We start from the raw sequence: 12,901 nt of genomic DNA, 5'->3' as shown, positions 1-12,901 counted from the left end.
CTATTTTTGTAAAGGGTTATATCAAATTTAAGACCAGACGTAAAATCTGGAGTGTAAAATTGCAATTTTTAATTCAAAATAACTGATATGAGAAAATTATTTACACTGTTGCTTGCTGTTTGCATCGCGACAGTTTCTTTTGGGCAGAGCATGTTGCTTAACCCTCAGGATCCAATTAAGCTGGATAGTCTTGTCAGAGTAGGGCACCTGGATAACGGGCTTACCTATATAATAAGACATAACGCGAATCCAGAACACAGAGCAGAGTTTTATATTGCTACCAATGTAGGTGCAATTAATGAGACACCGGCTCAGAGGGGACTTGCACATTTCCTTGAGCACATGTGCTTTAACGGAAATAAAGATTTCCCGGGCAACACAATGATGTCCTATTTGGAAAAGAACGGTCTTGTTTTTGGTGCCAATATAAATGCAATGACCGGCGTTGAACAAACAGTTTACGTTCTACAGGCAATTCCTACAGAGCGTAAGGCCATGATAGACACCGCTTTGGTAATTTTGCAAAATGATGCTCATTTTGTAAAGAATGATCCTTCAGAGATTGAGAAAGAGAGAGGGGTCATAGTAGAGGAGTGGCGCAGCGGAAATTCTGCACAAAGACGTCAGTCGGAATCTCAAATGAAAGTCTTGTATAAAGGGACAAAATATGCAGATTGCAATGTCATTGGTGATGACAAGTGCATTCTTGGCTTTGATCCAAAAGAACTTGTCTCTTTTTACCAGACATGGTATTATCCTGCTAATCAGGCAATTATTGTAACAGGAGATGTTGATGTAAATTATGTAGAGAACAAAATTAAAGAGTTGTTCAATGTCATCCCGAAGAAAGAGAATGCTCCTGTTAAAGAGACTATAAAAGTTCCTGATAATAAGGAGCCTCTTGTAAATGTTTTCTCAGATCCTGAGACAAGCTCAACTAGCGTAAATATTATTATTAAGCAGGAGCCTATTCCAAATCAGTATAAGCCGCTTGGCTTGTATCTTGCGCTTAATCTAAGCAAAGATTTGATGACCAGCATGTTAAGTGAGAGATTTTCTGATGCTGCAAAAGAGCCGGGTTCTGTCTTCTCAGCGGCCGGTGCCGATTATGCACAATTTGCAACCATTATGGACGGTGCGTATTTTTATGCTCTGCCAAAAGAGGGTAATGGTTTGGCAACTGTAAAAGAGCTTGTAAAACTTATTCGCCAGGCTGGCCAGTATGGCTTTACTCAAGATGAACTAGACCGTGCAAAAACCAACCTGTTAAGAGGTTATCAATCTGCTGCAGACAAAGCAGCAACAAGAACAAACGGACAACTGGCTATGCAATATGTTAATTATTTTCTAGAGCAGGAACCGTATGTAGATCCTGTATACGAGAACGAGGTTGTAAAACAATACGTTCCCCAAATTACATTGCAGCAGCTTAACATGATGATAAAGAGTTTGATAACAAAGGAGAATAATATTATTCTTTACACTTGCCCTAAGAAAGATGGTGTTAAGGTCCCGACAGATGCAGAAGTTCTGTCATCTTATAATGATGGTTATGCTGCTGAGGTTAAACCGCTTGCAGCAAATGCAGTCAATGAGCCTCTGCTTAATGCAGCAGCTATCAAAGGTGGAAAAGTTAAAAAAGAAGAGGCCGGTTTTGCCGGTTCAAAGACATGGACTTTAAGTAACGGTCTTAAGGTACATCTTTATCCAACAGATATACAGAAAGATGCTATCCAATTTAGATTAGAGCAAAAGGGTGGAAAGTCTATTTTGCCAATGGAAGTCCTTCCAAGTTTTGAGGAGAATGTTATAGCATTTTACCAGCAAAATGCAGGTGTTTCCAAGTTCAGCCAAAGCAAGCTTGACAAGATTCTCGCAGGCAAAAATGTATCTGTCGGGAATACGGTAGGTCCTTTGACAAGCGGAATTATTGGCGGCGGCTCTACAAAAGATTTTGAGACAATGATGCAACTTGCTTATCTATACTATACTGAGCCAAGATGCGATGCCGCTGAATTTGAAAACAGCATGTCTCAAATGAAGTCCATAGCTTCAAATTTGGGCAGCAATCCTGATTTCCGTTTCTCTGAGGAGAATGAAAGAGCTTTGAATAATAATAGTCCAAGATTTTTCTTCTTTGGGAAAGACCTTCTTGACAAGGTTAGCGCTGCAAATATTAAGAAAGGTCTTGATATGTTGTTCAGTGACGCTGCCGGCAGTGAGATTTATATTGCAGGTGACTTTAAACCGGAGGTTATTAAACCTTTTGTAGAGAAGTATTTAGGCGCTCTTCCTGTAAAATCAAAGGTTGCGCGCAAGTTTGTAAATCATAATATGTACATGGCTCCCGGAATGCATGAAGATGTATTTGAGTTTGATATGAAGAACCCTCAGACCTCTGCGGCCATATACTATACAGGTTCTCTGCAGAATACAAAAGACAACGCAATTCAATTGAAGGCAATGACTTATATCTTGGAAATGAGATATATAGCTAGCTTGAGAGAGGAAAATGGCGGAACATACAGCCCTTCCGTAGACGGGTATATTTCTTTGGGCGCCAATGAACGTTACAATTTCAATGTTACATTCCAGACTCAGTATGAAAAGTCAAAAGGTCTGATAGAAAAGGTACATAAAGGCATAGAAGATTTGGCAGCTAATGGCCCTACAGATGAGGAACTTACAAAGACGATTGAAAGTTTTAAGAAAAATATTCCGGAAAATATGAAACGAATTTCATATTTTATGAATCTTATAGAAGAATACTACTCCTGGGGCAAGGATATGACTGATTCTGATGCTTTGATTAACAAAAACGTAACAAAGGAAACAGTCCAAAAAATGGCGCAATTGCTTGTGAATAACAAGAATAGAACGGAGATTGTAATGAACCCTAAGAGGAAATAGGTCATTTTCAGGCACCAAAAGCGTTTGGATTGTTTTGAATTTGGAAAAATAATCCTACCTTTGCAGCCATGAGGATATACCCCTAAAAAGATGTAATGAGGTATATTTGAGTGAGTTAGATATTAAAAATTGAAACTATTTATAAACTAAAATTTTTTTAAAATGAACTTTAAGAAATTATTTTTGACAGTTGCAGTTTGCGCATTCGCTGTTTCTTCAGTTGCTGCTCAGTCAGTTAAAGGAACAGAGGCACAGACAAAGAGAGGTCCTTATGAGACCAATCGTTTCTTTGACAATGTTTTCCTTGGAGTTGGCGGTGGTGTTAACTACTACCAGGGCGAGGAAGATTTGAATGCTGATTTCAGCAAGAGATTAGCTCCTGCTTTAAACGCTTATATTGGAAAATGGATTACTCCATGTGTTGGTGTTAGATTGTCTTACAATGGTCTTTCTCAGAGAGGCTGGACTTCTAACAAGAACAGCGCTTATGCTAATGGAACTCAGGACAATGGTTACAAACAGGAGTTCAACATGTCTTATGCACGTGCAGACATTATGTGGAACATTTCCAATGCTATCAGCGGATACCGCTCAGATAGATTTTGGGATATCGCTCCTTACGTAGGCGGCGGCGCTGCTTATGCATCTGCAAAACATTCTCCTAGACATGGCAATTGGGAACTAGCTGCTACAGCTGGTATCTACAACATGTTCCGCGTAGCTAAGGCTTTGGACATCACTCTAGATCTTAGCCAGACTTATGTTAACCAGAGATGGGACGGAGAGGCTTACAAATCTCGTCAGGAGTATTTTGCAACAGTTTCTCTAGGTCTTGCTTATCAGTTCAGAGTAAGAGATTTCTCTCGCGCTCATTCAGCTACTGATTTGACTCCTTATAACAATAAGATTAAGGATCTTAACGATGCTCTTGCAGCTGCTAACGCTAAGAACAATCAACTTCAGAAGGATTTGAACGATGCTAACAATCGCCCTGCAAAAGAGGTTGTTGTTAACGGTGAGAACACAAAGTCAGCTACTCCAGTTGCTTTGTTCTTCCCTCTTGGCAAATCTACTCTTGATGAGACTCAGCTAATGAATCTTGATTTCTATGTAAAGAACGCTATGAAGGTTGATTCTAATCATACATTCACAGTTACAGGCAGCGCTGACAGCGCAACTGGTTCTAAGAAGATCAATGATAAGCTAGGTGTTGACAGAATGAATAAGGTTTATGATCTACTTGTTAACAAGTATGGTATCAGCAAGGATAAACTGGTTAAACAGTCTATCGGCGGAACTGATAAATACAGCTCTAAGACAAACAGACTTAACCGTTGCGTCGTTATCGAATAATTACGATAATTTGATATAAAAAAAGCCGCTTGTTTCAAGCGGCTTTTTTTTGTGCTGCATAACTGTCGCGATAATTGTCTGTAATCCTTTTCTTTTGTTCCAAAACTCCAAGGAATGTACTGTCGGCCAAATTTTTGCAGTATATTTATCAAAAGTTACTTCTTAAAAAAGATATTGACATGGATTCTGATAATTGTAATAAAGAGAGCAAAATGAAAATAACCAAGGTTGTTATCAACCCGAAGTATGAGAAATTTGCGCCATTTATCAATAATATTTGGAGGCATGATTACAATCCCGATAAGATATACCGCAATTATCGTAATACGGTTGAGAGCGTAACTATTGATGGAGTTAAATTTGTGGTTAAGAAATTTAAGAAACCGACTGAATTTAACAGGTTTGTCTATACTTTCTTAAGACCCACAAAGGCCAAGCGTTCTTATGAATATTCTCTTAGGTTGTTGAATATGGGCTTTGAAACCCCGGAGCCTGTGGGCTATATGGAGATGTCTTTGCACGGGATTTTTCATACCGGTTATTATGTTTGCTTATATACAGATTACAGGTCTATAGGGGAACTTATGAATTTGGATTTCTATGATAAGGACCCAAGCAAAATATCTGTTTTAAAGGAGTTTATCTATGCTTTTGCGGCCTATTGCGTGGATTTGCATAAGCATCATGTCACTCACAATGATTACAACAAGGAGAACATTCTTTATAAAGTGATAGACGGGAAATTTCATTTTGCTCTTATAGATGTAAATCGTTCTAATTTTAGGACACATTCCAGGCTTCAGTTTACAAGCGATCTGGCAAATTTAGGGTGCAGTCCTCTTGTTGTTGCGGCCATTGTTGTGGAGTATTGTAAGATAAGAGGATGGGATTATGCCCAGGTTGGAATGGGTGCTCTGTATAATGCAGAGAGACTTAAGAATAGACGCTCATTTAGGGCCCGCCTTTGCAAATTTTTGGGTATTAAGAGAGGAATAGATGACCCTACAAAGATAAGATAGCTGAGGTGTTGTTTGCTTGAATTAGGCTGTTGTAAACGGCTTGAAACCAGCAGAATGAATAGTTTGAAACTGACTGATATAAAAAACGCCGGCAATTATGTTGCCGGCGTTTTTTGCTCCTGAAGCAGGACTTGAACCTGCGACCCCCTGATTAACAGTCAGGTGCTCTAACCAACTGAGCTATTCAGGAAAATATTATCCTCTCTCTTTGAGGGGTACAAAAGTATAGTTTTTTTAAAGAAGTTCCAAATCTTTTAAGTAAAATGGCAAAAATAGAGTAACTTTGCCCGCGACCGTCTAGGTGTAAAATGTCAATTATATGGATTTAAGTCTTATATCTCAACTGCTCAAAAGAATTATAATGCAAAATGGCAAGGTCTCTTTGCCAATGATGGGTTCTTTGGAGGTAGAGGATGTGCCTGCCGGATTTTCTCCGGACGGTTCTGTCATTGCCCCTCCGTATAGGAAAATAGTCTTTAATAGTTTTGATGTGGACAATGACGGGTTGCTGGAGGATGAATATTCTTCTGCAAAAGGAATAACTTTGGAAGAGGGAAGGAAAGAAGTTGCTGAATTTGTTAATTCCGTAAAAACCAGCCTAATAGATAATAAGGCTTTTTCAATTGACGGGCTTGGAAAAATAATCTTTGGAGATGATTTCAAATATAATTTTGAAACAGCCGGGAGTTTGAATTTGTCTCCCGATAGTTTTGGATTGGATAGCTTTAAGGTTGAGAAAATAGATTCCCGCAGCGGAGATGGAGCTAAGCAAGAGTCTAAGGACCATGGAGATGCTGTTAATATTTTGGGCAGTACGGAAAAGAGCGTAAGCGGGACCATAGAGGATTTTGGCGCTCCAGAGCACAGTCCTGAATTTGCAAAGGTTGAACAGCCTCCTATTGATTATGAATTCAATAATGAGAGCGAAGCAAAAGATGAAGATGCTATTGATGAAGAAAAGACAATCGCTCGTGAAATTAGTTCTGTAGCAGATGTTTACAAGATTGCCCCTGCTGCAATTGCACCTGCCGCAAAGAGGGTTGACGATACTATTAAGGGAACTGTGATTGTAGATTCCGGACATTCAGATGATGTTGCCGATAGTGTAGAAAATGAGGAGCCGCACCCTATAAAAAAAGAGGCTGAAGTTCTTCATTTTACCAAGAAACAAAATCCTGTTGAGTCAGATAATTCAGCAGAGAGAACAGATAAATTCATTCCAAGTGCAGGTGTTCTTGGAGGACATTCTTATGTGTTTGGAAAACCGTTGCAGTCAGAGGCAACAGAGGTTGTCGTGCTTGGCGATAATGGAAAGTATGAAGTTGAGCATAAGGCTGTTGAGATAGAAGATGAAGAAAGCGAGAAAAAATCGGGAGCTGCTAAAGCTGGCGGAGTTGAAGATGCTCAGAGCGCTGTAGGTGCGATAGGCCTTAATGCAAAGGCGGCGATGTAAATAATGTTGAGGTTAACGTAGTTACAAAGTCCGGTGCTGCAAGTGCTGAAGAAGCTGCAAGTGACGAGGAGTTGTCTCCTGAAGAGATTGAACTTAAGAAAAGGCTTGAGGCGCAGCAGATTGCAGAGTCGGAGAAAAAAGCGGAGCAGAAACTGTGGCAGGATGCGCAAAAAGTTCAACAGCAAAAGGAGCAGGAGGAGGCAGCAAGGGCTGAGGCTGAAAGAATTGAGAAAGAGAAACATGCAGCAGAGGAGATTGCTGAGAGAAGAAGAAGGGGAGAGCTAATTGAGGATGAAAAACAAGAAATTGGTTTGGACGGCAAACCGCGCGCAAAAGTTGTGAAAGATATAGAGGGCCAGGATGAGAGCGCTAAAGAGTCTATAGCAGAGATATTTACAACTGTCGCTGAGAAAGAGGCAAATGCTTCCAAAGCAAAAGTTGTTGGAGAGAAGGAGGCTTCTAAGGACTGGAGCGCAGTTAAAAATTCTGCGGCCGAGGGGGAGACGGAGAGTGCGGAAGATGCTGTAGAGCGTGAGAAAAAACGTGCTGAGGAGCTTGCAAAAGCAGAGGAGGAAAAAGCTAAAGCAAAGGCTAAAGCTGATGCGTGGGCCAAGAGACAGAAGGAAGAGGAACAGCAGCTCCAGGCAGAGAGGAAGCTGCGTAATGCAAAGATTCTTAAATACTTAAAATACTTCGGGTATGGTGTTGCCGCGGTTGTGGTGCTTGCGTTGGTTGTTTATGCGTTGCGCGAGCCGCTGAAGCCTGTGCTGGAGCATCTGTTGTATAACGCGGATGAGCTGCGCGTTATTCATTACAATCTATAATCTACGATTAGACTATAAAAATTTAAATATTCCGCCGCAGCCGGCTCAGCCGCAGCCTAAACGGGTGTCTAACCGATTTGCGCACCGTTTGCAACAACCTCCTGCGGAGTAACAAACCGCATTTTACCCGCACCATCCTTAGCCATCAAAATCATTCCCTTGCTCTCTATCCCTCTCAGCATACGAGGTTTTAAGTTTGCAAGTATGCAAATTTGTTTTCCGACCATTTGCTCCGGAGTGTAGTATTCTGCTATGCCTGAAACGATTACGCGCTTGTCAATGCCGGTATCTATCGTGAGCTTTAACAGCTTGTCAGTCTTTGGAACCTTGACAGCCTCCAGAACAGTTGCTGTTCTGATGTCCATTTTGTCAAAGTCATCTATCACGCACTCAGCCTTTTGCGGCGCTACAACTTTAGCGGCGGCTTCTGCGGCTTTTGCTGCATTAGCTTTCTTGGTATCGTTAAGTTTCTGAACTTGAGCATTTACGGCGTCATCTTCTATTTTGCTGAACAGCAATTCAGGGGCGTTGATTACATGGCCCGCTTCCAGCAAATCTGTTCTGCCTATGTTTGCCCAATCTATTAATCCCGACGGTTTGCTTATTGGACAAATCTCCTTGTTAGCAGGAGCAATGTTAAGCATTGCCTGTAATTTTTTGGAAGAGAACGGGCAGAATGGTTCAAACGCAATTGACAGATTAGCACATAGTTGCAGAGAAAGATTTAGTATTACCGCAACTCTGTCTTTATCCGTTTTTATAACCTTCCATGGCTCAGTGTCAGTTAAATATTTATTGCCAAGACGGGCCATATTCATTGCCTCTTTAAGTGCATCTCTGAATTTAAAATTCTCCAGGCTGTTTTGAAGCTGCTCTTTAATTTGAGGAATTGCTGCTATAAAATCTTTGTCTATCTGTTGCAGCGCACCTTCCGGAATTGCAGGAACTTTTCCGTCAAAATACTTGTGTGTCAAAACAATACTGCGGTTTACGAAGTTGCCGTAGATAGCAACAAGTTCACTGTTGTTGCGGGCCTGGAAATCTTTCCACGTGAAATCATTATCCTTTGTTTCCGGCGCATTTGCACAAAGTGCGTAGCGCAGAACATCTTGTTGTCCAGGGAAATCTGCAAGATAATCCTCCAGCCATACCGCCCAGTTGCGGGAGGTGGAAATCTTATCTCCTTCTAGATTTAAGAATTCATTTGCGGGAACATTATCAGGCAGAACATATCCGCCGTGAGCCTTTAGCATTGCGGGGAAAACTATGCAGTGGAAGACAATGTTATCCTTTCCAATGAAGTGAACCATGTGGGTGTCTTCGCTCTTCCACCATTTTTCCCATTCATTTGGAAGAAGCTCCTTAGTGTTTGATATATAGCCGATTGGAGCATCAAACCAAACATATAGAACTTTTCCTTTTGCATCATCCAGCGGAACTGGAATGCCCCAGTCCAAATCTCTTGTTACGGCTCTTGGCTTTAAACCACCGTCCAGCCATGACTTGCACTGTCCGTAAACATTTGTTTTCCACTCCTTGTGATTGTTTAGTATCCAGTCTTTTAGCCAATCTTCATATTTATCCAAAGGCAAATACCAATGCTTTGTTTTCTTTTTAATTGGAGTTGCGCCGCTTATGGAAGAGTGTGGATTTATTAGTTCATCCGGGCTTAAAGTGCTGCCGCATTTTTCACATTGGTCCCCGTAAGCTCCTTCAAATCCGCACTTTGGACAAGTTCCGACAATGTATCTGTCGGCCAGGAAAGTGTTGGTTGCAGTATCAAAATATTGCTCGCTTTCTTGCTCTACAAATGCGCCGTCTTTATAAAGTTTAAGGAAAAACTCAGAGGCAGTTTCTGCATGAATTTTAGAACTTGTTCTGGAGTAGATGCTAAAGCTAATTCCAAAACGGTTAAAAGAATCTTTGATTATCGCATGATATTTATCCACGATATCTTGTGGAGTGCAGCCCTGCTGTTTTGCTTTAATGGTGATTGGAACTCCGTGTTCGTCGCTTCCGCATACAAATAGAACATCCTCACCCTTAAGACGTTGGAAACGCGCATAAATATCGGCGGGAACATAAACTCCTGCAAGATGGCCAATGTGGACAGAGCCGTTTGCATAAGGCAGTGCGGCCGTAATCAAATGTCTTTTAAACTTCTTCTCCATATTCTTAACTTATTATATTCTTTTAAAATTATCTGTAGTGAGCTTAATATTTTATCACGACAGTTTATGTATCAATTAATTTTGCCGCTTTTGTCAAATCTTTTTTGACCTGAGTGAGCAGCTTGATTTGTTCCATCAGATTTTTCTCTTCTTCTGCATTTCCCTCTTTATGAGCCTTATCCAGCTGCGGAGTTAGCTCCAGAATTCTTTGCGCAACAACTTTGGCCTTGTAAATATAAATTGCTTTTGGAACAAGATTGGCAAGTATGTTTTTTTCCGGTATAAGGGTATTTTTTACTTTTTCGCTCCTCAAGGAGTATTTGTCCTGAAACAAATTTATCACAACCTGAGCTACTGCATTATCGGGACCTGTGGTAAAATGTCTTACTATCTCTGTTGAATCCGTCGCGTCCAAAGTGAAGTATTCATTGTAAATTTGCCTTAAGACAGGATTGATAAGTTCCAGTCCGTCGCAATCCAGCTGCGTTTTTATATACTCTGCAACGCTTTGCTGCTCTGTGCTTTCCGTGCCGTAGTTAAAGTTCTTCTCGTTCTTTAAAATGTTGTGTCCAAACTTAAGCAGGTAATAAATTAAATCTTGCTCCGCCTCTTTGCAGTAATCATTTTTGCGGACAAGATTTTCCTCCTCCTGAATAGGTGATGTGATGTTCATCTCCTCCGGCTCAGGTACTCCCGTATCAGCCTTTTGCAAATCCTCCTGCTTCTTGTTCCTCCAGTACTCATCATTCTGCCTCTTTGCGCGCAGCTCTGCAACTTTCTGATTCAGAATGTCCGGAGATATTTTTAGATTTTTTGCGGTTTCATCTATGTAAACGCTGCGGACAATGGAATCCGGTATTACGGAGATACTTGTGACAACTTCCCCAATCAGCTTTGCGCGTTTTAGCGGATCCTTCTCAATATCCTGGCTAAGAATGCGATACTTGAATGAGATAAAATCTTCTTCTGCATCTTCCAGGAATTTTTGAAGTTCGTCAGGCGTATGTTTGCGTGCATAAGAATCGGGGTCTTCGCCGTCCGGGAACAGAGCAACTTTTACCTCCAGGCCTTCCGCCAGGAATAAGTCTATCCCTCTTAATGAGGCATGAATTCCCGCGGCATCTCCGTCATAAAGGACGGTTACTTTTGGAGAGAATCTTTTTATGAGCTGAATCTGTCCTTGCGTAAGAGATGTGCCGCAGCTTGCAACAACATTAATAACTCCGCTTTGATGGAAAGAAATGACATCTGTGTAACCCTCTACAAGATAGCAGTTTTGGGCCTTTGCAATTGCAGCTTTGGCTTCAAATAATCCGTAAAGAGTCTTATTTTTCACATACACGGAACTCTCAGGCGAGTTAACATATTTTGCTATGTTTTTATCTCCGCGCAATTTTCTTCCGCCAAATGCAACAACTCTTCCCGTTATGCCGCGGATAGGGAACATGACCCTCTCCCTGAAGCGGTCATAAAGTTCTCCTCCGTTTTGGTTTTGATAAAGTCCTCCGTCGGGATTATCAATATCAGATCCGTTATTCCTTCCCTCTAATGCAAGCCCTACCTCTGTAAGATATTCTTTGTTGTATCCGCTCTTAACTGCCTGGCTGCTAAAGGAATTGCGCTCCCTGTCCGCATAGCCCAGCAAAAAATCTTTTATAGTCTGGTCAGAGAAACCTCTCTCTCTAAAATAGCTAAGGCCAACTGCTTTTCCCTCTTCTGTCTCCAGCAGAGAGCGGGTAAAATATTTTTGAGCGTACTCATTTACAATCAAAAGGGAATCTCTGTGCTGACGTCTCTCAACATCCTCCGCGGTCTCTTCTCTCTCCCTAACTTCTATTCCGTATTTTTTCCCAAGGTACTTAAGCGCCTCAACATAAGTCATTTGCTCATGCTCCATCACAAAGTTTACAACATTCCCAGCCTTGCCGCATCCAAAGCATTTATAAATTCCCAGCCTTGGTGAGACGGAAAAACTTGGAGTCTTCTCATTGTGAAAAGGGCAGCAGGCTATATAGTCTGAGCCTCTGCGCTTTAAGGCAACAAAATCCCCAATGACGTCAACAATGTTGGCGGCATCCATAATTCTCTCTATTGTTGCCCTGTCTACCATTAACTGTTGTGATAAGTATTTTGCTCCCGACAGATTTTAGAATGCTTTGAATCCTATTGCTTTGCGGGCTAGAGCAAGCGTTGCCGCAGCGCTCTCCCTTGCTTTATCGGCACCCTGTCTTACAACTTTGCGAAGATACTCTTCATTGTTGTAAATGTCATCTATTCTGGCCTTTATAGGAAGCGTCTGCTTGCAAATATCCTGAGCAAGCTGCTTCTTCAAATCTCCGTATCTGATGGAGCAATCATTATATTTCTCTTTGAAAAATTCTACCGTGCTCTTGTCTGAAACAATGGAGAGAATCTTGAAAAGATTTGCTACTGATTCGGGCATTTCTGAATTTGGAGTCGTAGGACCGGCATCAGTCACTGCCTTCATAACTTTCTTTGTGATAGTCTTTTCATCATCGCACAGGAAGATTCCGTTTCCCTCGCTCTTGCCCATTTTTCCGTTGCCGTCCAGCCCTGGAACTTTAATTGCGCCGCTTCCAAAATCCATATTGGTTGGCTCCGGAAAAACCTCTTCTCCGTAAAGCGTGTTGAATCTTCTTGCTATGGTTCTTGCAATCTCCAAATGCTGGTCCTGGTCTTTTCCAACAGGAACCTTTGTTGCCCTATGTGCCAGAATATCAGAGGCCATCAGCACCGGATAGGTAAGCAAGCCCGCATTGACATTGTTCTTCTGTTTGCGCACTTTGTCCTTAAAAGAGACAGTCCTTTCCAGCTCCCCAACATAGGAAATCATATTGAGCAAAGTATAAAGCTCGCAGATTTCAGGAACATCGCTCTGTACGTAAATGGCTGATTTATCGGGGTCCAGGCCTGCAGCCAGATACTCTGATAAAATGATTTTTACCCCCTCATGAAAATCAGCAGGGTGCGGGTGTGTGGTAAGTGAATGAATATCAGCTACAAAGAAGAAACATTTATAACTGTCCTGGATTCTTACAAAATTTTTCAGCGCACCATAATAGTTGCCAAGGTGCAGGTGGCCGGTAGATCTAATGCCGCTCAATACAGTCTCCATAATGTGAATAATTATAAATATCGCGACGGAAGCTA

Annotated in this window: 8 protein-coding genes and 1 tRNA gene; 5 read left to right on the top strand and 4 right to left on the bottom strand. The window is 41.4% G+C overall.

Features of this window, described 5'->3' with window-relative positions:
* Positions 1-87: 87 nt before the first annotated feature.
* The 3 genes from LKM37_01350 to LKM37_01340 all read left to right on the top strand — a co-directional run bounded on the left by LKM37_01350 (position 88) and on the right by LKM37_01340 (position 5,282).
* A complete protein-coding gene (locus tag LKM37_01350; protein ID MCI1719666.1) occupies positions 88-2,910 on the top strand; it encodes an insulinase family protein in 2,823 nt (940 codons plus the stop codon).
* A 162-nt stretch (positions 2,911-3,072) separates the two neighbouring features.
* A complete protein-coding gene (locus LKM37_01345) occupies positions 3,073-4,263 on the top strand; it encodes a hypothetical protein (protein ID MCI1719665.1) in 1,191 nt (396 codons plus the stop codon).
* Positions 4,264-4,442: 179 nt separating this feature from the next.
* Positions 4,443-5,282: a hypothetical protein gene (locus LKM37_01340; protein ID MCI1719664.1), complete on the top strand. Its 840-nt coding sequence runs from the start codon at positions 4,443-4,445 to the stop codon at positions 5,280-5,282.
* 116 nt (positions 5,283-5,398) lie between these two features.
* On the opposite strand, the gene LKM37_01335 is transcribed toward LKM37_01340, so the two are convergent.
* Positions 5,399-5,472, bottom strand: a tRNA-Asn gene (locus LKM37_01335).
* A gap of 129 nt (positions 5,473-5,601) precedes the next feature.
* On the opposite strand from LKM37_01335, the gene LKM37_01330 reads away from it, so the two are divergent.
* Both LKM37_01330 and LKM37_01325 read left to right on the top strand, forming a co-directional pair.
* Positions 5,602-6,735, top strand: coding sequence for a hypothetical protein (locus LKM37_01330; GenBank protein ID MCI1719663.1), 1,134 nt, complete (start codon positions 5,602-5,604; stop codon positions 6,733-6,735).
* Between the two features lie 71 nt (positions 6,736-6,806).
* Positions 6,807-7,559, top strand: a complete 753-nt coding sequence (locus tag LKM37_01325) for a hypothetical protein (GenBank protein ID MCI1719662.1) — start codon at positions 6,807-6,809, stop codon at positions 7,557-7,559.
* Positions 7,560-7,627: 68 nt separating this feature from the next.
* Here LKM37_01325 and metG read toward each other — a convergent pair whose 3' ends face one another.
* The 3 genes from metG to trpS form a co-directional block, all read right to left on the bottom strand.
* On the bottom strand, positions 7,628-9,730 hold the full coding sequence (gene metG / locus LKM37_01320; GenBank protein ID MCI1719661.1) for a methionine--tRNA ligase: 2,103 nt from the start codon (positions 9,728-9,730) through the stop codon (positions 7,628-7,630).
* Positions 9,731-9,794: 64 nt separating this feature from the next.
* Positions 9,795-11,840 carry a DNA primase gene (gene dnaG / locus LKM37_01315; GenBank protein ID MCI1719660.1) on the bottom strand — a complete coding sequence of 682 codons (2,046 nt, stop codon included), beginning with the start codon at positions 11,838-11,840 and terminating at the stop codon, positions 9,795-9,797.
* 36 nt (positions 11,841-11,876) lie between these two features.
* On the bottom strand, positions 11,877-12,866 hold the full coding sequence (gene trpS, locus LKM37_01310) for a tryptophan--tRNA ligase (GenBank protein ID MCI1719659.1): 990 nt from the start codon (positions 12,864-12,866) through the stop codon (positions 11,877-11,879).
* Between the last annotated feature and the right edge of the window lie 35 nt (positions 12,867-12,901).

The sequence above is a fragment of the Bacteroidales bacterium genome, from assembly GCA_022647615.1.
Taxonomy (GTDB): Bacteria; Bacteroidota; Bacteroidia; order Bacteroidales; family UBA932; genus Egerieousia.
This window is presented reverse-complemented; position numbering and strand designations above follow the sequence as displayed.